General features: G+C 71.8%; 19 protein-coding genes and 1 riboswitch. Of the genes, 15 read left to right on the top strand and 4 right to left on the bottom strand.

From position 1 onward, the window contains the following. Positions 1 to 131: 131 nt before the first annotated feature. From AMK22_RS29110 to AMK22_RS29090, 5 genes are all read left to right on the top strand, one after another. Positions 132 to 650 carry a DUF1453 domain-containing protein gene (locus AMK22_RS29110; RefSeq protein WP_073789902.1) on the top strand — a complete coding sequence of 173 codons (519 nt, stop codon included), beginning with the start codon at positions 132 to 134 and terminating at the stop codon, positions 648 to 650. Beyond that, complete coding sequence (locus AMK22_RS29105) at positions 647 to 1,810, top strand: sensor histidine kinase (RefSeq protein WP_073789900.1); 1,164 nt, start codon at positions 647 to 649, stop codon at positions 1,808 to 1,810. The genes AMK22_RS29110 and AMK22_RS29105 overlap by 4 nt, the downstream gene beginning before the upstream one ends. Beyond that, positions 1,807 to 2,484 carry a response regulator transcription factor gene (locus AMK22_RS29100; protein ID WP_073789899.1) on the top strand — a complete coding sequence of 226 codons (678 nt, stop codon included), beginning with the start codon at positions 1,807 to 1,809 and terminating at the stop codon, positions 2,482 to 2,484. Before AMK22_RS29105 ends, AMK22_RS29100 begins: the two co-directional genes overlap by 4 nt. 131 nt (positions 2,485 to 2,615) lie before the next feature. Then, positions 2,616 to 3,059: a DUF485 domain-containing protein gene (locus tag AMK22_RS29095; protein ID WP_073789897.1), complete on the top strand. Its 444-nt coding sequence runs from the start codon at positions 2,616 to 2,618 to the stop codon at positions 3,057 to 3,059. After that, on the top strand, positions 3,056 to 4,648 hold the full coding sequence (locus tag AMK22_RS29090) for a solute symporter family protein (protein WP_073789895.1): 1,593 nt from the start codon (positions 3,056 to 3,058) through the stop codon (positions 4,646 to 4,648). Before AMK22_RS29095 ends, AMK22_RS29090 begins: the two co-directional genes overlap by 4 nt. Before the next feature lie 128 nt (positions 4,649 to 4,776). Here AMK22_RS29090 and AMK22_RS29085 read toward each other — a convergent pair whose 3' ends face one another. Further along, a complete protein-coding gene (locus AMK22_RS29085; protein ID WP_073789894.1) occupies positions 4,777 to 6,102 on the bottom strand; it encodes a citrate synthase in 1,326 nt (441 codons plus the stop codon). 108 nt (positions 6,103 to 6,210) lie between these two features. On the opposite strand from AMK22_RS29085, the gene AMK22_RS29080 reads away from it, so the two are divergent. Beyond that, the gene (locus AMK22_RS29080; protein ID WP_073789892.1) at positions 6,211 to 7,371 is read left to right on the top strand and encodes a citrate synthase/methylcitrate synthase; all 1,161 of its coding nucleotides are present in this window, start codon (positions 6,211 to 6,213) and stop codon (positions 7,369 to 7,371) included. A gap of 21 nt (positions 7,372 to 7,392) precedes the next feature. Further along, positions 7,393 to 8,625, top strand: coding sequence for a CobW family GTP-binding protein (locus AMK22_RS29075; protein ID WP_073789890.1), 1,233 nt, complete (start codon positions 7,393 to 7,395; stop codon positions 8,623 to 8,625). Between the two features lie 54 nt (positions 8,626 to 8,679). On the opposite strand, the gene AMK22_RS29070 is transcribed toward AMK22_RS29075, so the two are convergent. After that, positions 8,680 to 11,130: a DNA gyrase/topoisomerase IV subunit A gene (locus tag AMK22_RS29070; RefSeq protein ID WP_073789888.1), complete on the bottom strand. Its 2,451-nt coding sequence runs from the start codon at positions 11,128 to 11,130 to the stop codon at positions 8,680 to 8,682. A 282-nt stretch (positions 11,131 to 11,412) separates the two neighbouring features. On the opposite strand from AMK22_RS29070, the gene AMK22_RS29065 reads away from it, so the two are divergent. The 3 genes from AMK22_RS29065 (at position 11,413) to AMK22_RS29055 (ending at position 15,591) form a co-directional block, all read left to right on the top strand. Next, complete coding sequence (locus AMK22_RS29065; protein ID WP_073789886.1) at positions 11,413 to 12,795, top strand: M16 family metallopeptidase; 1,383 nt, start codon at positions 11,413 to 11,415, stop codon at positions 12,793 to 12,795. A 26-nt stretch (positions 12,796 to 12,821) separates the two neighbouring features. Further along, the gene (locus AMK22_RS29060; RefSeq protein WP_073789922.1) at positions 12,822 to 14,204 is read left to right on the top strand and encodes a M16 family metallopeptidase; all 1,383 of its coding nucleotides are present in this window, start codon (positions 12,822 to 12,824) and stop codon (positions 14,202 to 14,204) included. A 395-nt stretch (positions 14,205 to 14,599) separates the two neighbouring features. Further along, positions 14,600 to 14,769, top strand: a riboswitch (cyclic di-AMP (ydaO/yuaA leader). Positions 14,770 to 14,781: 12 nt separating this feature from the next. Next, positions 14,782 to 15,591, top strand: coding sequence for a M23 family metallopeptidase (locus AMK22_RS29055; protein ID WP_073789884.1), 810 nt, complete (start codon positions 14,782 to 14,784; stop codon positions 15,589 to 15,591). Between the two features lie 270 nt (positions 15,592 to 15,861). On the opposite strand, the gene AMK22_RS29050 is transcribed toward AMK22_RS29055, so the two are convergent. Continuing rightward, entirely contained in the window at positions 15,862 to 16,143 is a 282-nt protein-coding gene (locus tag AMK22_RS29050; RefSeq protein ID WP_073789882.1) for an HPr family phosphocarrier protein, read from the bottom strand. A 175-nt stretch (positions 16,144 to 16,318) separates the two neighbouring features. Here AMK22_RS29050 and AMK22_RS29045 point away from each other — a divergent pair, with 175 nt between their 5' ends. The 5 genes from AMK22_RS29045 to AMK22_RS29025 all read left to right on the top strand — a co-directional run bounded on the left by AMK22_RS29045 (position 16,319) and on the right by AMK22_RS29025 (position 23,160). Next, a complete protein-coding gene (locus AMK22_RS29045) occupies positions 16,319 to 19,351 on the top strand; it encodes a bifunctional acetate--CoA ligase family protein/GNAT family N-acetyltransferase (RefSeq protein WP_073789880.1) in 3,033 nt (1,010 codons plus the stop codon). Positions 19,352 to 19,508: 157 nt separating this feature from the next. After that, entirely contained in the window at positions 19,509 to 20,105 is a 597-nt protein-coding gene (locus AMK22_RS29040) for a DUF5998 family protein (RefSeq protein WP_073789878.1), read from the top strand. Continuing rightward, positions 20,105 to 21,292 (top strand): alkaline phosphatase family protein, encoded by a 1,188-nt coding sequence (locus AMK22_RS29035; protein ID WP_073789877.1) that lies wholly within the window; start codon positions 20,105 to 20,107, stop codon positions 21,290 to 21,292. The genes AMK22_RS29040 and AMK22_RS29035 overlap by 1 nt, the downstream gene beginning before the upstream one ends. 224 nt (positions 21,293 to 21,516) lie before the next feature. Further along, on the top strand, positions 21,517 to 22,167 hold the full coding sequence (locus AMK22_RS29030; protein ID WP_073789875.1) for a thymidine kinase: 651 nt from the start codon (positions 21,517 to 21,519) through the stop codon (positions 22,165 to 22,167). Between the two features lie 60 nt (positions 22,168 to 22,227). Continuing rightward, a complete protein-coding gene (locus tag AMK22_RS29025; protein ID WP_073789873.1) occupies positions 22,228 to 23,160 on the top strand; it encodes a PaaX family transcriptional regulator in 933 nt (310 codons plus the stop codon). A gap of 24 nt (positions 23,161 to 23,184) precedes the next feature. On the opposite strand, the gene AMK22_RS29020 is transcribed toward AMK22_RS29025, so the two are convergent. Further along, positions 23,185 to 23,964 carry a VOC family protein gene (locus tag AMK22_RS29020; protein WP_199883345.1) on the bottom strand — a complete coding sequence of 260 codons (780 nt, stop codon included), beginning with the start codon at positions 23,962 to 23,964 and terminating at the stop codon, positions 23,185 to 23,187. Positions 23,965 to 24,138 lie beyond the last annotated feature (174 nt).

Here is a 24,138-nt window from a genome sequence, read left to right as displayed (position 1 = left end):
CACCGCCCGGGCTCTCCACCCGTGGGTGGAGACGGCATCTCCACCCGTGATCAACCCCTGAGCCGATCCCGTGACCCGGTCGATTCCGTAGCGTCGAAGGCGTCCGATCTTCCCGCATCACGGAGGCAGCCATGCCGGGGTTCGTCGATGTCCTGGCGATCATCGCCGTCGTTGTCGCCGTCGTGGTCCGTCAGTTCTCGGCCCAGCGGATCTCCGATGACAGGCGCTGGTGGGTCCTGCCGGGCATCCTCCTCGTCGTATCGCTGCGGGAGCCCGGACTCGTCGATCCGCGTCACGCGGCGTCGGCCGTGGTGTTCCTGTGCGCGGAACTGGCGGTGGCGCTGGTGACCGGCGCCGCCTGGGGCCGGACTTCCCGCCTGTGGCGCGGGGCGGACGGCTCGTTGTGGACCAAGGGCGGCAGGGCGACCGTCTTCGTCTGGGCGGGCGGACTGGCGCTGAGGGCGTCTCTGTACGGGGCCGCCACGCTGGTGGGCATACGGCAGAACAGTTCCGCACTGTTGTCGGCTCTCTCCGTGACCCTGGCGGTGCGCGGCGGTGTGCTGATGTGGCGGGCCCGGCGGCTGGACGCGGTGCACGGCGGCCCGGGTCATGAGGCGCCGGCACGCATGGTGGGCAGGGACCGGGCATGACGCACACGATCTGGACGACCTGGCCTTCCAGAGAGGCGCTTTCGGCGGCGGCCCGCAGCCGGCCACGGGCGGTGCTCGCCTGGTCCGTGCGGTTCGGCCTGCTCGCCGCCCTGCTCTGGGGCACCTTCGCCGATGGACGATTCGGGCCGTGGCAGACCGCACTCGGACTGATGGGCGTCCTGGGCTGTGCGGTCGCCGCGCGGGCCTTCTTCCGGACCAGCCTGGACCACCGGATGTGGCCTTCGCTGGGGCTTCTGGCGCTGCTGTCGGGGGCGGCGTTCGGGGCGCAGCAGGTCGGTGCCGGTAGCGCCGCCACGGTCCTCTGGTGCGGTTGCGCCGTCGTCTCCATGGAGAGGCTGCCGCTCGTGGCGGGCCTTCCTGCCGCCGCCGTCGCTCTCGGCGCGTACGCCGCGGTCGACACCGACGGTTGGCTGAACACAGCCCTGACCGCGGTGGGTCTGGCCCTTACGGGTTATGTGCTCCGGCTGGACGCCGAGGCCCGTGGAAACGCGCAGAGACTCCTCGCGCAGGAGCGCGCGGCGCGTGCCGCGGAGGCCGAGACGGCGGCCCTGGACGAGCGGGCGAGGATCGCCCGGGAGATCCACGACGTGCTCGCCCACAGCCTCTCGGCGCAACTGGTCCATCTGGAGGCGGCGCGGCTGCTCATCGAGCGCGAGCCGGCGGGGGAGTTCCGGGACCGGGTGCTGGAGCGGGTCGTGGCAGCACGTTCCATGGCACGTGAGGGGCTCGCGGAGACCAGGCAGGCGCTCTCGGCGCTCCGGGGGGAGGTGTCCCCGGTGGAGGACTTCCTGTGCAAGCTGGTGGCCGCGGAGCCGGCGGAGGTCAATGTGACAGGTGAGCGGCGGGCCCTGAGTGCCGAGGCGTCCCAGGCGGTTCGCCGGGTGGCGCAGGAGGCGCTGACCAATGTGCGCAAGCACGCTCCGGGTGCCAGAGTCGTCGTGCGTCTGGAGTATCTGCCGGACGAAGTCGCCCTGGAGGTCAGGGACTCGGGTGGACGAGAGCCCGGGAGCGCGCTCACCGGCAGCGGCTCCGGATACGGTCTGCCGGGGATGAGGGAACGGGCCGAGCTGCTGGGCGGGACGCTGGAGGCCGGTTCGTACGAGGAGGGGTTCGTGGTGAGTCTGAGGGTGCCCGCGTGAACGCGCGGGTCGTGGTCGCCGACGACCAGTCGGTGGTGCGTGAAGGCATCGTGATGCTGTTGGGGCTGTTGCCCGGGATCGAGGTGGTCGGTTCGGCGAAGGACGGTGAGGAAGCGGTCGCGCTCGTGGCCGAGTTGGCCCCGGACGTGGTCCTGATGGACCTGCGCATGCCCCGTTGCGACGGGGCGGAGGCAACGCGGCGGATCCGCAGGGACCATCCGGGAACACAGGTGGTGGTGCTCACGACGTTCGCGGACGACGACTCGCTCTTCCCCGCGCTGCAGGCGGGGGCCCGGGGATATCTCACCAAGGATGCCGGGGGAGAGGAGATCGTGCGGGCCATCCAGGCGGTGCTGTCGGGAGAGGCCGGACTCTCGCCGTCCGTGCAGCGGCGGCTGCTGGAACACGTCACCGCACAGCCACCTCCGCCCGAGGCGTCTCCTGATCCACGACTGCCCGACGGCCTGACACCGCGTGAGGTGGAGGTGCTGGTCCTGATCGCCGATGGGCTGTCCAACCCGGAGATCGCGCGCAGACTGCACATCTCGCAGGCCACGGTGAAGAGTCACATCAACAACCTCTTCGCCAAGGCCGGGGTACGCGACCGCGCACAGGCCGTTCGCTATGCGTACGTTCGGGGCTTCGCACGGCCACCCGGGCCGGTGTTCACCTGATCAGGTGAACGCCGGCGAATGAACTGCCCGAGATCTTCCCAATCCGCCCATTGTTGGGTACGCGGCCGAAGTGGTCCGTGGACAAGGGGAGTTGTTCGGTGGAGAAGGAAGCAGGGCGTGACGCCGCAGCGGTGCGGCTCGACGACCCGTGGTACGACGCGCTCGCCTCCGGCTGGGGCGAGCTGGACGGGGCGGGGAGGTTCGCACCCGCGGGGCCATCCGGTCCCGCTGCCCCGCACTGCGGCAACAGCGCGGCCGAGATCTATCTGGAGGTGCAGCGCAGTGGAGCCTTCCAGGAGGTGCGCCGCCGATACAGGCGCTTCGTCCTCCCCGCGACAGTCGCCTTCCTCGCCTGGTACCTCGCCTATGTCGTGGTCGCGATCACCGAGCCCGGACTGATGTCCCGTCCGGTGGCCGGGGCGGTCAATGTCGCGATGATCGCGGGCCTCGGGCAGTTTCTGACGACGTTCCTCCTCACCTGGGCGTACGTACGACACGCACGGCTGCGCAGGGACCGCGCCGCGCTCGAACTGCGCTGGGAGACGCAGGAGATGACACGGGAGGCGGGCCGTTGAGCGGGAACCACCAGACGCTGGCGCTCGTGCTCTTCAGCGTCTTCATCGTGGTGACGCTCGCCATCACCACCTGGGTGAGCCGCAACCGGCACGGCTCGGCCGAGGAGTTCTACGCGGGCGGCCGGCTGTTCTCCCCGATGGAGAACGGTTTCGCCATCGCGGGCGACTACATGTCGGCGGCGTCCTTCCTCGGCATCTCCGGTCTGATCGCCCTCTTCGGTTACGACGGCATGCTCTACTCGGTCGGGTTCTTCGTCGCCTGGCTCGTGGTTCTGCTGCTGATCGCCGAACTGGTCCGCAACTGCGGCCGGTTCACGCTCGCCGACGTGGTGGCGGCGCGCATGACGGAGCGCCCGGTGCGGATCGCCGCGGGTACGTCGTCCGTCACCGTCTCCCTGCTCTATCTGGTGGCTCAGATGGTCGGCGCGGGCAGCCTCGTCGCCCTGCTCCTCGGTGGTACGAGCGGTGCCGCCCGGTCCTGGACCGTCATCGGTGTCGGAGCGCTCATGGTGATCTACGTTTCCTTCGGCGGAATGCGTGCCACGACGTGGATCCAGATCGTCAAGGCCATGCTGCTGATGGCGGGAGCGGTCGTGCTCACCGTTCTCGTCCTGGTCCGCTTCCACGGTGACGTCAACGCATTGCTCGACTCCGCGGCCCGGCGCAGCGGACACGGAAGCAGTTTCCTCTCGCCCGGTCTCCTGTACGGCGGAACCTGGACGGCGCGCGTCGACTTCATCAGCCTGGGCCTGGCTCTGGTGCTCGGTACGGCGGGCCTGCCGCACATCCTGTCGCGGTTCTACACCGTGCCCACCGCCCGCGCGGCCCGGAGGTCGGTCGTCTGGTCGATCGGACTCATCGGCGGCTTCTACCTGATGACCATCGCGCTGGGCTTCGGGGCCGCGGCACTGGTCGGCCCGGCCGACGTGCGGGCGTCGAACGCCGCAGGGAACACGGCGGTGCCGCTGCTGGCCCTGGTCCTCGGCGGCGGCGAGGGTTCCACCGCGGGAACGATTCTGTTCGCCGTGGTGGCGGCCGTCGCCTTTGCGACCATCCTCGCCGTCGTCGCAGGGATCACCCTCGCGTCCTCCGCCTCCGTCGCCCACGATCTCTACGCCTCGCTCAGGAGTCCCGGTTCCAAGCAGTACAGCGAGGTCACCGTGGCCCGGGTCGCCGCGGCCGGGATCGGACTGGCGGCCATCGGGCTCGGTCTGGTCGCACAGAACCTGAATGTGGCGTTCCTGGTCGGGCTGGCCTTCGCCGTGGCCGCGTCGGCCAACCTCCCGGCTCTGCTCTACTCCCTGTTCTGGCGGCGTTTCACCACGAGGGGAGCGGTCTGGTCGATCTACGGAGGACTGATTCCCGCGGTACTCCTCGTGGTGTTCTCACCGGTCGTCTCCGGTAGCCCGGCCTCGTTCTTCCCCGAGGTCGACTTCCACTTCTTCCCCCTGGAGAACCCCGGTCTGGTCTCCATCCCCCTGGGGTTCCTGGCCGGCTGGGCCGGAACGGTGACCTCTGCCGAGCCGCCCGATGCCGCCAAGCACGCGGAGACCGAGGTCCGCGCGCTCACCGGTGCCGGAGCGGTGTAGCCGCCGACCACATCGCGGGGTCCAAGGCCCCGTGCGACCCGTGGAGGGTCTCCGGCCGTCGTTCACCCCGGTCGGACCATCGCCGGTCGGCCGTCGTTCAGTACGGCGGCCGACCGGCGGTCGGCCTGTCAGCGCTCGGCGGTGGGGAGCGGCTGTGGGGGACGGGGACCGCCGTACTGCCCACTGGGCCGTATGCGCAACGGCCGTTCCCCGTACTCCTCCAGCGCGTGTGCGATCCAGCCCGCCGTGCGCGACACGGCGAACGCCGTCTCGCCCGCCTCCGCGGACATGCCGCAGGAGACCGAGAGCACGGCCAGCGCCAGGTCGACGTTGGCGTGCAGGGGTGCGTGGCGGGCGGCCGTGGCGACCACGTCCTGCGCGGCGGCGAGCGCGGGCGCGGCCTCGGGGACGTCCGCGAGCAGGGCGAACAGCGTCCGCGCCCGCGGGTCCTCGGAGGCGTAGAGCCGGTGCCCGAGTCCCGGTACTCCGCGACCGGTGCGCAGTTGGTCCGCGACCACCGGGACGGCGCTGCCCCGTTCCAGGACCTCCGCCAGCATCCGGTGCGCCAGACCGCTCGCCGCCCCGTGCAGCGGGCCCTCCAGCACCCCCAGGCCCGCGGAAACCACCGCGTACGGATGGGCGTGGGCGGACGCGGCCATCCTGGCGGCCAGCGTCGAGGCCGCGAGATCGTGGTCGATCAGCAGGGCGAGCGCGGTGTCCAGCACGGCGACCGACGGCCCGTCCGCCGGGCGCGCGGTGAGTTTCGGCCACAACAGCCGGGCGAGCCCGACCTCCTTGCCCGATGTCCGTTCCTCCTCGCCGGAGGTCCGTTCCCGGTCGTCGGCGGTCGACGGGCCGCCGGACACCGCGGGCAACGCGCGGACCAGCGTCGGGATCAGGCTCCGCGCACCGGCGATCACCGCCTCGCGCGAGAGGTCGAAGCGGAGCGGATCGGCCGTCGCCGCGGCGACCACGGCCACCCGCAACCGGTCCGTCGAACCGCTGTGGGCGGGCAGCGCGCCGACCGCCCGGCGCGCCGCCGCCAGTGCCTCGGTGGGCGCCGCGAAACGGATCCCCGGCCGCAGGACACCGGTCCAGAGCCACTCGGCGACCTCTTCGTAGGAGTGGCGCAGCGCCAGTTCCGTGGCGTCGACGCCGCGGAAGTAGTAGCGGTCGCTCTCGATCAGCGTGATGCCGGTACGGAACACCAGGTCGCCGGTGCCTGCGACGGAGGACTCGCGGCGGCCCGAGCGCCGGGCCAGAGCATCCACCTCCGTGGCGTCGAACGTGCTGCCGCGTCCGCCGGGGGCACGTCTGCTGCTCAGCTGGCCCCGGCTGACGTACGCGTACACCGTCTCGGGCTTCACCCCGAGACGGTCGGCCGTCTCCTTCGTGCTGAGCCGCCGCGCCGCCGTCAGGTCCGGGGCATCTTCCGGAACTGCCTGATCCTTCATGCCGTCAACCGTATCCATATTGATTCAATCAACATTGACAGGATTGAAGTCAATCATGAATGGTCGAATCAATATCGATGGTTCGGCGGTACGCCCATGGAGGAAACGATGCAGACCACGACCGGCGGAAGGCCGTTCGACGTACCCCGGGGCCTCGCGGGTGTCGTCGTCACGGACACGGCTCTCGGCGACGTCCGGGGCGGCGAGGGCTTCTACCACTACCGCCAGTACTCGGCGATCGAGCTGGCGCGGACCCGCAGCTTCGAGGACGTCTGGCACCTGATGTTCGAGGGCGGCCTGCCCGATGCCGCGGCCCGGGACGGTTTCACCGCCCGGACCGCCGCGCTGCGACGACTGCCTGCGGAGGTGCGCGAGGTCCTGCCCGCCATAGCCCGGGCGGGATCCGTAGCCGGCCCGCTGGCCGGTCTGCGCACCGCCCTGTCCCTCCTGGGCGCCTCGGCGCACTTCCGGCCGGTGTACGACATCGACGCCGACCGGCGCCGCGACGACGCCCTGGCCGCCTGCGCCGCCGTTCCGACCGTGCTCACCGCCCTGCACCGGCTCGGCCGGGGACTCGAACCGGTCGAGCCCCGCGACGATCTGCCGTACGCGGCCAACTACCTGTACATGCTCGACGGTTCCGTGCCGGACGCCGCACGCGTCAGGGCCGTGGAGCAGTACCTGATCTCCACGATCGACCACGGCTTCAACGCCTCCACCTTCACCGGCCGGGTCGTCGCCTCCACCGGGGCCGATGTCGCCGCCTGCCTGGTGGCGGCCGTCGGCGCGCTCTCCGGGCCGCTGCACGGCGGGGCACCCAGCCGCGCCCTGGACACCCTGGACGCCATCGGGACCCCCGACCGCATCGACGACTGGATCCGTGAACGGGTGCTCGCGGGGGAGCGGATCATGGGCTTCGGCCACCCCGTCTACCGCACCGAGGACCCCCGTTCCCGCATGCTCCGCGCCATTGCCCAGAGCTTCGGCGGCCCGCTCGTCGATCTCGCCGTCGAGGTCGAGCGGCAGGTCGAGGCGATCCTCGCCGAGCTCAAGCCGGGCCGCGAGCTCCACACCAACGTGGAGTTCTACGCCGGGGTCGTCATGGAGTTGTGCGGGCTGCCGCGCGAGATGTTCACCCCGACGTTCTGTGCGGCGCGGGTGATCGGCTGGAGCGCCAATATCCTGGAGCAGGCGGAGGACACGAAGATCATCCGCCCGGCGTCCCGTTACGTCGGCACACCGCCGCCGCAGCCGGTCCCGGCGCCCTGACGACCCGGAGGAAGGCCCCCGTTGAACCCCCCGTCCCCACCCCGCACACAGCAGATTCCGGTCATCGTCCTCGCGGGGTTCCTGGGGTCGGGCAAGACGACACTGCTCAACCACCTCCTGCGCAACCGTGCGGGCAACCGGATCGGCGTGATCGTCAACGACTTCGGTTCGATCGAGATCGACGCCATGACGGTTTCGGGACAGGTCGGTTCGACGGTCTCGCTCGGCAACGGCTGCCTGTGCTGCGCGGTCGACGCGAGCGAGCTCGACTCCTTTCTGGAGACGCTGACCCGGCCCTCGGCCCGGCTCGACGTGATCGTCATCGAGGCCAGCGGACTGGCGGAGCCGCAGGAGCTCGTCCGCATGCTCCTGGCCAGCGAGAATCCGCGCGTCATGTACGGCGGTCTGGTGGAGGTCGTGGACGCGGCGGAGTTCGCCGCCACCCGGCGCCGCCATCCGGAGATCGCCCGCCATCTCGCCGTCGCCGATCTCGTCGTCCTCAACAAGACCGACCGGGTCGGGGACGACGAACTGGCCCGCATCCGTGAGGCCGTCGCCACGGCCGGCGCACCGGGCGCCGACGGATCCGCAGCGGGCACCGGCGGGTCCCCGAGTGGCGGCGCGGGTGCCGTCATCTGCGCCACGTACGGACGCGTCGATCCCGAGCTGCTCTTCGACCCCTCGCTGCGTCCGGACGGCGAGGAGAAGGCGCGCCAGCTCACCTTCGAGGACCTGCTGCTGGCGGAGCGGGCCGAGGCCGAGGCCGACGACGGGCACGAGCACCATCTGCATGCCGCGTACGAGAGCGTGTCCTTCACCGCGGACGTGCCCATGAACCCGCGCAGGCTGATGGACTTCCTCGACTCCCGGCCGCAGGGGCTCTATCGGATCAAGGGATTCGTCGACTTCGGCGCGGGCGATCGCGCCAACAAGTACGTGCTGCACGCGGTCGGGCGGTTCCTGCGGTTCGAGCCGCAGCCGTGGACACGCGACGAACCACGCCTCACCCGACTCGTGCTGATCGGTTCGGGCATCGACGCGGAGGCCCTCCACAAGGAGCTGACCGACTGCCGCGAGACGGACACGCCGACCCGGGGCGCACCGCTGCCCGGTACACCGGACTCCGGCACCTCGATCCCGGGCGCCTCGATCCCTGACGTGCCGGGCCCGGACACGGCGCAGGACGCCGCACATGACCGAAGCATGTGGGGCGTCCTGCGGTACGTGCTACGGCCCGACGAGGACGGCTGGTGACGGAAGGGGCACGGGCCCCGTCGTCACACCGCCGTCGCCGGGCCTGACGAGGGGCTACACCGGTCCGGCGACCGACGCGACCGGCTTGGCCAGCGGCGCACCCGAACCGTCGCGCCGGGGGTCCGGCGTCGGCAGCTCGGCGGGTGCGCCGTTCTTCTGCGCGGCCCTCGCGGGCGCGGGGCCCGCCCAGGCGAAGACCAGGGCGTCCTCCCCCTTGAGGAACCGCTGACAGCGCACCCCGCCGGTGGCCCGGCCCTTGCGCGGGTACTGGTCGAACGGGGTGAGCTTGCACGTCAGCATCGAGTCGTCGAGCATGCCCTGCGAACCCGCCACCGTGAACACCATCGCGTCCGCGGCCGGATCCACCACCGTGAACGAGATCACCGAGACGCCCGCCGCGAGCTTGATGCCCGCCATGCCGCCTGCGGGCCGGCCCTGCGGCCGCACCTGCGCCGCCGGGTAGCGCAGCAACTGCGCGTCGGACGTGATGAAGACCAGGTCCTCCTCGCCCGTGCGCAGTTCGGCCGCGCCGACGATCCGGTCACCGTCCTTGAGGGCGATGACCTCCAGCTCGTCCTTGTTGGCCGGGTAGTCCGGCACCACCCGCTTGACGATGCCCTGCAGGGTGCCGAGCGCCAGACCGGGGGACGTCTCGTCCAGCGTGGTCAGACAGACGGCCTCCTCGTCGCTCCCCAGCGTGAGGAACTCCGAGACCATTGCCCCGCCCGACAGATTGGGCGCCGCGTGCGTGTCCGGCAGCTGCGGCAGATCGATGACCGCGAGCCGCAGCAGCCGTCCCGTCGATGTCACCACCCCGATGTCGCCCCGGGCGGTCGCGGGCACCGCGGACACGATCACGTCGTGCTTGGCTCGCTTGGCGTCCTCGGCGAAGACGATCGGGTCGTCGTTGGCGGTACGCGCCATCAGACCGGTCGACGACAGCAGCACCCGGCACGGGTCGTCCGCGACCTGCAGCGGAACCGAGGCGACCTGCGTACCGGCCGACTCCAGCAGCACCGTGCGCCGCTCGGTGCCGAACTTCTTGGCGACCGCGGCCAGTTCCGACGAGACGAGCTTGCGCAGCGCGGCGTCCGACTCGAGGATCGTGGTCAGCTCGTCGATCTCCTTGTTGAGCCGCTCGCGCTCGCTCTCCAGCTCGATCCGGTCGAACTTGGTCAGTCGGCGCAGCGGTGTGTCCAGGATGTACTGCGTCTGGATCTCGCTCAGCGAGAAACGCTCGATGAGCCGTTCCTTGGCCTGCGCCGAATTGTCGCTGGACCGGATGAGCCGGATGACCTCGTCGATGTCGAGCAGCGCGACGAGCAGGCCCTCGACCAGGTGGAGACGGTCGCGGCGCTTGCCGCGCCGGAACTCGCTGCGCCGACGCACCACGTCGAAGCGGTGGTCGAGGTAGACCTCCAGCAACTCCTTCAGGCCGAGCGTGAGCGGCTGCCCGTCGACCAGCGCCACGTTGTTGATCCCGAACGAGTCCTCCATCGGGGTCAGCTTGTAGAGCTGCTCCAGCACCGCCTCGGGCACGAAGCCGTTCTTCACCTCGATGACCAGGCGCAGGCCGTGCTCGCGGTCGGTCAGGTCCTTCACGTCCGCGATGCCCTGGAGCTTCTTCGCCGAGACCAGGTCCTTGATCTTGGCGATCACCTTCTCCGGGCCGACCGTGAAGGGCAGTTCGGTGACGACGAGGCCCTTGCGGCGCGGCGTCACGTTCTCCACGGACACCGTCGCACGGATCTTGAACGTTCCGCGTCCGCCGGCGTACGCATCCTTGATGCCGCCCAGGCCGACGATCCGGCCGCCGGTCGGCAGGTCGGGACCGGGGATGAACCGCATCAGCGTCTCCAGGTCCGCGCCCGGATGCTTGATGAGGTGGCGGGCGGCGGCGACGACCTCGCCCAGGTTGTGCGGAGGCATGTTGGTCGCCATGCCGACCGCGATCCCGGACGCCCCGTTGACCAGGAGGTTCGGGTACGCGGCGGGGAGGACGGAGGGCTCCTGCTCCTGGCCGTCGTAGTTCGCCTGGAAGGCGACGGTCTCCTCGTCGATCGACTCCGTCATCAGCGACGTCGCGTCGGCCATCCGGCACTCGGTGTACCGCATGGCGGCCGGCGGGTCGTCGTTCCCGAGCGAGCCGAAGTTGCCGTGGCCGTCGACCAGGGGAAGACGCATGGAGAACGGCTGCGCCAGCCGGACCAGCGCGTCGTAGATCGACGCGTCGCCGTGCGGGTGCAGCTTGCCCATGACCTCGCCGACGACCCGCGCGCACTTCACGAAGCCGCGGTCGGGGCGCAGGCCCATCTCGTTCATCTGGTACACGATGCGTCGGTGCACCGGCTTCAGGCCGTCACGGGCGTCGGGCAGGGCCCGTGAGTAGATCACCGAGTACGCGTACTCGAGGAAGGAGCCCTGCATTTCGTCGACGACGTCGATGTCGAGGATGTTCTCCTCGAAGTCGTCCGGCGGCGGGGTCTTCGTGCTGCGGCGGGCCATCGCTGCTGCGACTCCTTCACGGATTCTGTTCGGGCAACCTCAGGTTCTGACGCGGACCATTGTGGACCTCCGCACCGACAACGCCGACCTCGACCCGTCCCAACCGGCCCTCCCGACCCCGCCGGGAAGGGCCCCGGAGCGGTGAAAGGGGCGCGTGCGCCGGGTGGTGCGCCCCTCTTTCACGCGAACTTCCGCGGTATGGGAACTTCGCCAGGTGTCGGTGCGCTTGCTTACAGTGGCAGGTCACGCAGAAAAACCAGTATCGCGATCGAAGGGACGTACATGCCCATGGGTCACACGGCCACAGCCCAGGCCGGTTCCGGCGGCTTGACAGCGACCGAGCACCGCCTGGCCAACGGCCTGCGCGTGGTGCTCTCCGAGGACCATCTGACCCCGGTCGCCGCGGTCTGCCTCTGGTACGACGTCGGATCGCGCCACGAGGTCGAGGGTCGCACCGGTCTGGCTCACCTCTTCGAGCACCTGATGTTCCAGGGCTCCGGCCAGGTGAAGGGGAACGGACACTTCGAGCTGGTGCAGGGCGCCGGCGGTTCGCTCAACGGGACCACCAGCTTCGAGCGCACCAACTACTTCGAGACGATGCCCACGCACCAGCTGGAGCTGGCCCTCTGGCTGGAGGCGGACCGGATGGGCTCGCTCCTCGCCGCGCTCGACGAGGAGTCGATGGAGAACCAGCGCGACGTCGTCAAGAACGAGCGCCGCCAGCGCTACGACAACGTCCCCTACGGCACGGCGTTCGAGCGGCTGACGGCGCTCGCCTACCCCGAGGGACACCCGTACCACCACACCCCGATCGGCTCGATGGCGGACCTCGACGCCGCGACGTTGGAGGACGCGCGCACCTTCTTCCGTACGTACTACGCGCCGAACAACGCGGTGCTGTCGGTCGTCGGCGACATCGACCCCGAGGAGACGCTCGCCTGGATCGAGAAGTACTTCGGTTCCATCCCCTCCCACGACGGGAAGCGGCCCCCGCGCGACGGCACGCTGCCCGACGTCATCGGCGAGCAGCTGCGCGAGGAGGTGCGCGAGGAGGTCCCGGCGCGAGCGCTGATGGCCGCCTACCGGCTCCCGCACGACGGCACCCGCGAGTGCGACGCGGCGGACCTCGCGCTGACCGTGCTCGGTGGCGGGGAGTCGTCGCGGCTGCACAACCGCCTGGTCCGCCGTGACCGTACGGCCGTGGCGGCCGGATTCGGGCTGCTGCGGCTGGCGGGCGCCCCGTCGCTCGGCTGGCTGGACGTCAAGACCTCCGGCGGTGTCGAGGTGCCGCAGATCGAGGCGGCGGTCGACGAGGAGCTGGCCCGGTTCGCCGCCGAGGGCCCGACGCCCGAGGAAATGGAGCGCGCGCAGGCCCAGTTGGAGCGCGAGTGGCTGGACCGGCTCGGTACGGTCGCGGGCCGCGCCGACGAACTGTGCCGGTTCGCCGTGCTGTTCGGCGACCCCCAGCTCGCCCTGACCGCGGTGCAGCGGGTTCTGGACGTGACGGCGGAGGAGGTCCAGGCGGTCGCCAAGGCCCGGTTGCGTCCCGACAACCGGGCGGTGCTGGTCTACGAACCGGTCGAATCGGCCGATTCCGCGGACGCCGCGGACGACGACGAGACCGACGCCGACGACACCGACGCGCACGAAGGAGCGGACAAGTGACCGACGCCGCCGCGACTGGAGTTTCGATGCAGTTCCACCCCCAGCCGGCCCCCGGCGTCGCACGCCCCTGGGCTTTCCCCGCGCCGGAGCGCGGTTCGCTGCCCAACGGCCTGACGGTGCTGCGCTGCCACCGCCCCGGCCAGCAGGTGGTGGCGGTCGAGATCGTCCTCGACGCCCCGCTGGACGCCGAGCCGGAGGGCCTGGACGGCGTGGCCACGATCATGGCGCGGGCCCTGTCCGAGGGCACCGACAAGCACACCGCCGAGGAGTTCGCCGCCGAGCTGGAGCGCTGCGGCGCCACGCTCGACGCGCACGCCGACCACCCCGGCCTCCGGGTCTCCCTGGAGGTCCCCGCCTCCCGGCTGGCCAAGGCGCTCGGACTGGTCGCCGAGGCGCTGCGGGCCCCCGCCTTCGCCGAGAGCGAGATCGAACGGCTGGTGCGCAACCGGCTCGACGAGATCCCGCACGAGCAGGCCAACCCGGCGCGCCGCGCCGCCAAGCAGCTCTCCAAGGAGCTCTTCCCGGCCGCGTCGCGGATGTCCCGGCCGCGCCAGGGCACCGAGGAGACGGTGGAGCGGATCGACGCGGGGGCGGTGCGCGCCTTCTTCGAGGCCCATGTCCGGCCGTCCGCGGCGACCGCCGTGGTCGTCGGCGACCTGACCGGCATCGACCTGGAGGCCCTGCTCGCCGAGACGCTCGGCGACTGGTCGGGCGACACCGTCGAGCCGCGTCCCGCGCCGCCGATCACCGCCGACGACACCGGCCGCGTGGTCGTCGTGGACCGTCCGGGCGCCGTGCAGACGCAGCTGCTGATCGGTCGGATCGGACCGGACCGGCACGACAGCGTGTGGCCCGCCCAGGTGCTCGGCACGTACTGCCTGGGCGGCACGCTCACCTCCCGTCTGGACCGGGTGCTGCGCGAGGAGAAGGGCTACACCTACGGTGTCCGCGCCTTCGCCCAGGTGCTGCGGTCGTCGGCCCCGGACTCGGCCACGGGCGCGACCGGCGCCGCCATGCTCGCGATCAGCGGATCGGTGGACACGGAGTCGACCGGACCGGCGCTGGAGGACCTGTGGACGGTCCTGCGGACGCTGGCGGCCGAGGGGCTCACCGACGAGGAGCGCGAGACCGCGGTGCAGAACCTCGTGGGTGTCGCGCCGCTGAAGTTCGAGACGGCGGCCTCCGTGGCGGGCACGCTGGCCGACCAGGTCGAGCAGCACCTCCCGGACGACTTCCAGGCCCACCTGTACGCCCGGCTCGCGGCGGCCGGCACGGTCGAGGCGACCGCGGCCGTGGTCAGTGCCTTCCCGGGCGACCGGCTGGTGACGATCCTCGTCGGCGACGCGTCCCGGATCGAGGAGCCGGTCCGGGCCCTGGGCATCGGTGAGGTGTCGGTGGTCGCCGGCTGAGCGGTACGCCGTCACGGTCCTGGCGGCTTCCCGGGCGGAGACGCCGGGGGACCGTCCCGGCTCCGTCGGTCCGACGGCCGGGCGCGTGGGCGTCCGGCGCCCCGCTCCCGTACGGGGCAGGCGCCGGAGGACAGCCGCGGGCCGGGCCGTTCCGGGTGCCGAACGGGTGTGGCCCGACCGGCCCGGTCGGTCCGACGGCCGGGCGCGTGGGCGTGGAAGGCCCCTGTGAGCGATGTCTCGCCGGGGTCTTCCTCATGTTCGGTTCAGGTCGCCGGGTTGCCCGTACGTCCTGTGGCGTGCGCTACAAAACGGCTTGTCCGTTTGGCGAACGAATGTGCTCGCGCTTAGCGTCGACCGGGCTGCCGGCCACTCGTATGTCGCGACCGCGACGCACCGGACAGCCATCGCCGAGTCCCCGCCGGGCGTGAGCCCTGGGGAGCCGGGGACCCAATGAAGTCCCTGGGGTGAATCGGAAGCCTGAGCCTCGGTGAGGCCGGGGCCTTCGTAGGAGACCTTCCTGCTCCGAACCCGTCAGCTAACCCGGTAGGCGAGAGGGAAGGAAAGGATCAGCCACTTCATGGCGTTCACCCGTGCCACCGGGAAGCATCGTGCCCCCGGCCGACTGACGCGCGGCAGCGCGAGGATCGCCGGCGTCGCGGCGCTGGCCACCACCGGCGTCATCGGAGGCGCCGCATCCCCGGCCCTCGCCGCGGACGCCGGGACCTCCGCGGTCGGCGAGACCGGCCTGAACCAGGTCATCGCCATCCAGGACGTCACCGCCGACCGGATCGACGCCCAGGCCGACGCGCAGCAGCACCGGGCCGACCTCATCGCCGAGGCGAAGGAGGCGGCCCAGCGGAAGGCCGAGGCCGAGAAGCGCGCCCGGGCCGAGGCGAAGGCCGGGGCAGAGGCGAAGCGTGCCGCCGAGGCGCGGGCCGAGAAGGCGCGTGCCGCCCGCTCCGCCGAGCGCACCCGTCTGGGCCTCTTCCAGCTCCCGGTCGCCGGTTCCTACGTCACCACCGGCTACAAGTCCAGCGGTTCGCTCTGGTCCTCCGGCAGCCACTCGGGCATCGACTTCCACGCCGCGTCCGGCAGCTCCGTCGTCGCCGTCGGCGCCGGTACGGTCGTCGAGGCCGGCTGGGGCGGCGCGTACGGCAACAACATCGTGCTGCGGATGACGGACGGCACGTACACGCAGTACGGTCACCTCTCGTCGATCGGTGTCCGTGTCGGCCAGAGCGTCGGCGCGGGCCAGCAGATCGGCCTCTCCGGCTCGACCGGCAACTCCACCGGACCGCACCTCCACTTCGAGGCCCGGACCACGCCCTCCTACGGATCCGACATGGACCCCGTCGCGTATCTGCGTGCCCACGGCGTCTCCCTCTGACCGACGGCCGATCCGCGAACCGCCTCCCGAAGGCCCCGGCAGCACGCCGGGGCCTTCGGCATGTCCGGGTCGCCCCGGCCGCCGGACCGCCCCTTGCACGATCGCCCCGGATCCCGGGAAGGAATCCCGGGGCCGGGAGGGGGTCCCGGGGCCGGAAAGCCGAGGAGCCGCGGTGCCGGTGGGCGGCACCGCGGCTCCTTCGCGGGAATCGGTCCCGTGCCGAACCCCGGAAGTCCCGGGAGCGGGAATCCCGGAGATCCGGAACGTGGCTCAGACGGTCTCCGGGAGTTCGTCGAGCCCCTCCGCGACCAGCTTCGCCAGGCGGTCCAGGGCGGCCTCGGCGTCGTCCGCCTCGGACGCGAGCACGATCTCCTCGCCGCCCTGCGCGCCGAGCCCGAGCACCGCGAGCATGGAGGCGGCGTTCACCGGGGTGCCGTCGGCCTTGGAGATCGTCACGGGGATGCCGGACGCCGTGGCGGCGCGGACGAATATGGAAGCGGGGCGGGCGTGCAGGCCCTCGGCCCAGCCGACGTTGACGCGGCGCTCAGCCATGGTTCTGCCCTTCATGATTCAATAGTTGTCTAGACCACTCTCTCATGTGTGGTGCGCGGTGCTCCGGCCGACCCGCGCCACACCCACGAGCGGTGCCGCAACGCCGTTCGGCCCCCCTCAGACTGCCCCGGCCCCGGCCGCTACGCGAGTGGTGGACGAGCCGTAGTCTGTGCCCATGCAGTCCTCGACGGAGCAGAGTCCGCATCACGCCTATCCCGACCACTGGGAAGCGGACGTGGTCCTCCGTGACGGAGGTACCGCGCGGATCAGGCCCATCACCACGGACGACGCCGAACGCCTGGTCAGTTTCTACGAGCAGGTCTCCGACGAGTCGAAGTACTACCGCTTCTTCGCCCCGTACCCCCGGCTGTCCGCCAGGGACGTGCACCGCTTCACCCATCACGACTACGTCGACCGGGTGGGGCTCGCGGTCACGGTCGGCGGCGAGTTCATCGCGACCGTCCGCTACGACCGGATCGACGGACGGGGCAGGCCCGCCTCCGTGCCCGCGGACGAGGCGGAGGTCGCCTTCCTGGTCCAGGACGCGCACCAGGGCCGGGGGGTGGCGTCGGCACTGCTGGAGCACATCGCCGCGGTGGCCCGCGAGCGCGGCATCCGCCGCTTCGTCGCCGAGGTGCTCCCCGCCAACACCAAAATGATCAAGGTGTTCCGGGACGCCGGCTACACCCAGCAGCGGAGCTTCGAGGAAGGCTCCGTCCACCTCACCCTGGACCTCGAACCGACGGCCGAGTCCCTCGCCGTCCAGCGCGGCCGTGAGCAGCGGGCCGAGGCGCGCTCCGTGCAACGGCTGCTCGCCCCCGGGTCCGTGGCCGTCATCGGCGTCGGCCGGACGCCCGGCGGTGTCGGCCGCACGGTCCTGCGCAACCTCCTCGCGGCCGGATTCACCGGCCGTACGTATGCCGTGAATCGTTCCTTCGCCGCCGACCAGGACACCGTCGACGGCGTCCCCGCCCACCGCCGCGTCGGCGAGATCGGCGAACCGGTGGACCTCGCGGTCGTCGCCGTCCCCGCCGAGCGCGTACCGGAGGCCGTGGCCGACTGCGGCGAGCACGGCGTCCAGGGTCTCGTCGTCCTCTCCGCCGGATACGCCGAGTGGGGCGCCGAGGGCAGGGACCGGCAGCGCGAACTCGTCCGCCAGGCACGCTCGTACGGGATGCGGATCATCGGTCCGAACGCCTTCGGCGTCATCAACAACGCCGAGGCCGTCCGGCTGAACGCCTCCCTCGCCCCCGAGCCGCCCAAGCAGGGCCGCATCGGTCTGTTCACCCAGTCCGGGGCGATCGGCATCGCCCTGCTCTCCCGGCTCTACCGGCAGGGTGCGGGGCTCTCCACCTTCATCTCCGCGGGCAACCGGGCCGACATCTCGGGCAACGACTTCCTGCAGTACTGGTACGAGGACCCGGACACCGACGTCGCCCTGCTGTACCTCGAATCGTTCGGCAACCCGCGCAAGTTCATGCGGCTCGCCCGGCGCACCGCGGCCGTGAAGCCCGTGGTCGTGGTGAAGGGGGCCCGGCACACCGGCGCCACCCCGCCCGGCCACGCCGTACCCGTCAGCCGGATCCCGGACGCGACGGTCTCCGCCCTCATGCGGCAGGCGGGCGTGATCCGCGTCGACACGGTGACGGAGGTGGTCGACGTGGGTCTCCTCCTCGCGGACCAGCCGCTCCCGGCGGGTCCCCGGGTCGCGATCCTCGGCAACTCCGAGTCGCTCGGCCTGCTCACGTACGACGCCTGCCTGACCGAGGGTCTGCGTCCGCGGCCGCCTCTCGACCTCACCACCGCCGCGACGCCGCAGGACTTCCGGGACGCCCTGACCGAGGCCCTCGCCGACGACGACTGCGACTCGGTGATCGTCACGGCGATCCCCTGGGTGGGCGAGGACGGCGAGGCGGAGAACGGCGGCGGGGAGGTCCTGGCGACCGCGCTGCGCGCGGCGGCGGCCACCGGTCCCGCGAAGCCCGTGGCCGTCGTCCACGTGGAGATCGGCGGGCTGGCGGAGGCCCTGGCCGTGGCCAGCGGCACGGTCGCGCCGCGCGCGGCGAAGCCGTCCTCCACGACCAGGGAGCCCGCGGACACCGGGCCCGGGACCGCACGGCCGGCGACCACTGCGCCCGTGTCCGCCACCGCGCACATCCGTACCGCGCCCGTCGGCTCCCCGGGCACCCGGGGAGCGCCGAACGGCGAGGACGGTCGGCACGGCCAGGGCGCCCGGACCACCCCGGCCGGACCGGGGACGGACGGCCACGGAACGGACGGCCACGGAACGGACGGCCACGGAACGGACGGCCCGGGAACGGACGGCCGCGCAGGCCGGATCCCCGCCTACCCCGCCGCCGAACGGGCCGTACGCGCCCTGGCCGAGTCGGTGCGGTACGCGCAGTGGCGGAGACAGGGCGCCGTACCCGGCAAGGTGCCCGAATTCCTCGACGAGACCATCGACGAGTCGGGTACCGCCGAACTGATCGACACCCTCCTCGGACCGGACCCCGCCCCACGCGGCAGACAGCTCACACCCGACGAGGCGTGCGAGCTCCTCGGCCGCTACGGCATCGCCGTACGGCCGACACTGCCCGCCCCCGACCCGGAGGCCGCCGTCGCCGCCGCGGCACGGATCGGTTATCCCGTCGCGCTCAAGACCACCGCGCCCCATCTGCGTCACCGGGCCGATCTCGGCGGCGTGCGGCTGGACCTTGGTGGGGAGGACGCGCTGCGCCGCGCGTACGGCGAGCTGACCGACCTGCTCGGCAGGCCCGCCGAACTCCAGCCCGTCGTCCAGGCCATGGCGCCGCGCGGGGTCGACACCGTCGTACGGGCCTCGATCGACCCGGCGGCGGGCGCCGTCCTCTCGTTCGGGCTCGCGGGCGCGCCCTCAGAACTCCTCGGCGACACCGCCCACCGTCTGGTTCCGGCCACCGACCGCGACGCCGCGGAGCTGATCCGGTCCATCCGGGCGGCCCCGGTGCTGTTCGGCTGGAGGGGCGCGGCACCCGTGGACACCGCGGCGCTCGAAGAACTGCTGCTGCGGGTGTCCCGGCTGGTCGACGACCACCCCGAGGTGGTCTCCGTCGCCCTGGAACCGGTCGTGGTCGCCACCCACGGGCTGGCCGTCCTCGGGGCGAGCGTCCGGCTCTCCCCGCCGCCGCCCCGTACCGACCTCGGCCCCCGCCGCCTCCCCAACTACTGACCGGACGGCCGCTGCCCGGACGTTCCCGTCGCCGGAGGGGCCGGGACGCTCCCGTTCCCACCGCCCCGCGCCCACCGGAGCGCGGACCACCGTGTCCCCGGTCCGTGCCGCCGTACGACGTCCCCGGCAGTCATCCGCCCCCCGTAGGATGGTGCCCATGGCTAAGACCGGTACGACGACCCAGGGGCTGCGCGCGGCGATCGAGCGCAGTGGCTACTACCCGGCACTCGTGGCCGAGGCGGTGGAAGCCGCCGTGGGCGGTGAGCCCGTCGCCTCGTACCTGGTCCACCAGGAGACCACCTTCGACTCCAACGAGGTGCGCCGTCACGTCACGGTCCTGGTCCTCACGGGCACCCGTTTCATCGTCAGCCACACCGACGAGCAGAACGCGGACACCACCTCCCCGTCGCCGTACGCCACGACCTCGACGGAATCGGTCAAGCTCGACCGCATCTCGTCGGTCGTGGTCAGCCGGGTCGTGGCCAACCCGGAGAAATACGTGCCGGGCACACTGCCCCGCGAAGTCGTCCTCACCATCGGCTGGGGTGCGGTCTCCCGCATCGATCTCGAACCGGCGGCCTGCGGCGACCCCAACTGCGAGGCCGACCATGGCTACACCGGCAACTCGACGGCCGACGACCTGAGCCTGCGGGTGAGCGAGGCCGGGGACGGCCCGGACACCGTGCGCCAGACCCTCGCCTTCGCGCAGTCCCTCTCCGAGGCCACGGCCGCGACCGCGGCGACCGGCCGCTGATGGCTCAGCCGGCCTGGCAGGACCCCGTTCTGCTCGACATCGACACCGCTCCCGTCCCCGAGTACGGCAGCGGCTCGCTCGCCGATCTGCTGCCCACGCTCGTCGCCGGGCAGGGCGTGCCCGGTTTCACCGCCACGATCCCCGAACTCGCCCCGGCGGACCGGAACTGCGTCTTCCTGATCGACGGCCTCGGCTGGGAACAGATCAAGGCGCATCCCGACGAGGCGCCCTTCCTGCACTCGCTGCTGCCCACCTCGCGCGGCGGCGCCGGCCGCCCGGTCACGGCGGGCTTCCCGGCCACCACTGCGACGTCACTGGCCTCGGTCGGCACCGGACGCCCGCCGGGGGAGCACGGCCTGCCCGGCTACACCGTGCGCGATCCGCACACCGGCGAGCTGATGAACCAGCTCCGCTGGCAGCCGTGGACCCCGCCCGCCGTCTGGCAGCCGCATCCCACCATCTTCGCGCTCGCGGATGCCGCGGGGGTGCGCACCGCCCAGGTCTCCGCGCCGGCCTTCGAGCGGACCCCGCTCACCCAGGTCGCGCTCAGCGGCGGTACGTTCCTCGGCCGACTGACCGGCGAGGAACGGATGGACGTTGCTGCCGAACGCCTCGCTGCGGGCGACCGATCGCTCGTCTACACGTACTACAGCGAGGTCGACGCCAACGGCCACCGCTTCGGCGTCGACTCCGACGCCTGGCGCGGACAGCTCATGCACGTGGACGGCCTGGCCCGGCGCCTGGCCGAACAGCTCCCGCCCCGCTCGGCGCTGTACATCACCGCCGACCACGGCATGATCGACATCCCCTTCGACGAGCGGTCGCGCATCGACTTCGACGAGGACTGGGAACTGCGCGCGGGCGTCGCGCTGCTCGGCGGTGAGGGCCGGGCCCGGCACGTGTACGCCGTCCCGGGCGCCGAGAACGACGTCCTGGCCGTCTGGCGCGAAGTGCTCGGCGAGCAGTTCTGGGTGGCGAGCCGGGACGAGGCGATCGAGGCCGGATGGTTCGGCCCGACGATCGACGAACGTGTCCACGGCAGGATCGGCGACGTCGTCGCCGCGGCCCACGACGACGTGGTGATCACCGCCTCGGTCAATGAACCGCACGAGTCCGCGATGGTCGGCATGCATGGCTCGATGACCCCCGCCGAGCAGCTCGTGCCCCTGCTCGAAGTACGCTCGTAGCCGCTCCCGCGCAGGCACGTCTCCCTCCCGATCCGCCCGACCGCCCCACCGCGTCCGAAAGGCCCTCAGTTCCCCATGCCCGAGCCCGTGTTCTCCTCCGGGGCGACGGACCGCGCAGAGCGCGCCGTCGTGCTCGGGCATCCGTCGCCCCGCGAACGGGTCGCGCCGCGCCGGTACCGGCCGGTCAGCGGGTCCCCCTCGATCCGGAAGATTGTGCTCCACTGATGTCCGAACTGGTTTTCTTCTCCGGCACCATGGACTGCGGAAAGAGCACGCTGGCGCTGCAGATCGGGCACAACCGGTCGGCCAGGGGACTGCGGGGCGTGATCTTCACCCGGGACGACCGCGCGGGCGAGGGGAAGCTCTCCTCCCGTCTCGGACTCGTGACGGAAGCGGTCGAGGCCGCACCGCACATGGACCTGTACGCCTACCTCGTGGCCCAGATGTCGAAGGGCGGAAAGGCCGACTACGTCATCGTGGACGAGGCGCAGTTCCTCGCCCCCGAACAGATCGACCAACTGGCCCGGATCGTGGACGACCTGGACCTGGACGTCTTCGCGTTCGGCATCACCACGGACTTCCGCACCAAGCTCTTCCCGGGCTCGCAGCGGCTGATCGAGCTGGCGGACCGGGTCGAGACGCTCCAGGTCGAGGCGATGTGCTGGTGCGGAGCGCGGGCCACTCACAACGCGCGCACGGTGGGCGGCGAGATGGTCGTTGACGGCGAGCAGGTCGTGGTGGGCGACGTGGGCGTGGCCGCCGAGACCGTCGGGTACGAGGTCCTGTGCCGTCGTCACCATCGCAGGCGGATGACGAGTGCGACGGCGCGCGCGGCCGCCCTGTCGCCCGACGTGCTGCCGGTCACCTCGGGCTGACCTCCCGTCGCGCAGCCCCGTCCTCCCGAGGCCCGCGGCACGGGTGTTTAGGATGACGCCGTGAACACGGCGAGCGGGGAAGAGTCCGCGCCCGGACCGGGATCCCCGGGCAAGGCGCAGCCGAGGCAGCTGATCGTGACGGTCTACGGGTTGTACGCGCGCGACACCGATGGCTGGATGTCCGTGGCCTCGCTGATCCGGCTGCTCGCCGACCTGGGCGTCGAGGGGCCGACCGTGCGGTCCTCCGTCTCCCGACTGAAGCGCGCCGGAATCCTCGAAGCGGAAACGGTGTCCGGGGCGGCCGGATACCGGATCTCGCCGGACACCGAACGCGTCCTGCGCGACGGCGATCCGCGCATCTTCGCGGCGCGGCGCGCCACCGTCGACGAGGGCTGGGTGCTCGTCGTCTTCTCCGTGCCCGAGTCCGAGCGCGCCCGACGGCACACGCTGCGCACCCAGCTGACCAGGCTCGGCTTCGGCTCCGTGTCCGCCGGGGTGTGGATCGCACCGGGCCATGTGTACGAGGAGGCGGAGGACATGCTGGCCCGGCACGGGCTGCGCTCCTACGCCGACCTCTTCCGGGCCGACCACCTCCCCGCGGCTGGGAGGACGAAGACCGGGATCCGGGTCGGGAACGCGCCCGAGGGCGAGGCGGGCAAGGGCCGTGCGGGCCGCGCGGAACTGGCCGCGAAGGTGCGCACCTGGTGGGACACCGTCCGGCTCCAGCGGCTCTACGCCGATTTCCTCGGGGCGTACCGGCCGGTGGCCGAGCGCATCGCCGGCGGGGGCCGGGTGACCGAAGGTGAGGCGTTCATGACATACATCAGGGTCATCACCGACTGGCGCCGGCTGGTCTACCTCGACCCCGGTGTCGCGCGGGAGCTGCTGCCGGCCGAATGGAGCGGAACCGAGGCGTCCGATCTCTTCGACGAGCTCCACGCCCGGCTGTCCGGCCCCGCCCGCCGCCATGTCGAACGGCTCCGGGCCGGCTGACGCCGCGGCCCGGAGCCCTTCGGTTCAGAGCCTGTCGGGTGACCGCGCGATCGTGAACACGGCGCCCTCCGGGTCGGCCACGGTCGCGATCCGGCCGAAGGAGCCGTCGCGGGGTGGCTGGAGGACGTACCCACCCAGGTCCACCGCACGACGCGCGGTCGCGTCGGTGTCGTCGACCTCGAAGTGCGTCATCCAGTGCGGCCCGCGGTCGCGGGGAAGGGCGTGACCCACGCCGTGCAGCGAGGCGACCGGACGACCGCGCAGACGCAGCGTCTGGTAGTCGAAGTCGGCCGATACGACCGCTCCCGCCTCGTAGCCGAACACCGTCTGGTAGAACTTGCAGACCGTCGAGGTCTCACGGGTCAGCAGCTCGTTCCAGACCGGGGTGCCGTGGGTGCCGGAGAGAGCCGTGCCGAGATGCGCGGCGGCCTGCCAGATCCCGAAGACCGCGCCCCCGGGATCTGCGGCGATGGCGAGCCGCCCCGCCTCGCCCGCGTCGAGCGGCCCCACGGCGACCGTGCCACCGCAGGAGCGGATCAGCTCCGCCGTGGCATCGGCGTCGTCGGTGGCCAGATACGTCGTCCAGGCCACGGGCAGGAGGCGGTCGGACGGCAGCTGTCCAATGCCCGCGACCACCTTTCCGCCGATCGACGCGCGGACATACGGACCCAGTTGGTCCGGTCCGGGCGCGAACTCCCAGCCGAACAGACCGGCGTAGAAATCCTCTGTGGTGCTCAAGCCGTGCACGATCAGACTCACCCAGCAAGGTGTTCCGGGTGTGCGCCGGGCGGGAGCCTCGGTCATCGTCACTCTCTCCTCGGACCATCGTGGTGGCCGTACGGGGGGAACGGGGCCGTGTGCCGTGGTGCGGCACGGGTGGTGCGCGCCCCGTGCAGATGCTCGCACCACCCGGCGCTCCATGCGGCCCGGCCGCGCCGCATCGTCCGGGATCTCGACAGAGAGGCCGGAAACATGCGG

The organism is Streptomyces sp. CB01580 (assembly GCF_001905795.1).
In the GTDB taxonomy this organism is placed as follows: Bacteria; Actinomycetota; Actinomycetes; order Streptomycetales; family Streptomycetaceae; genus Streptomyces.
This window is presented reverse-complemented; position numbering and strand designations above follow the sequence as displayed.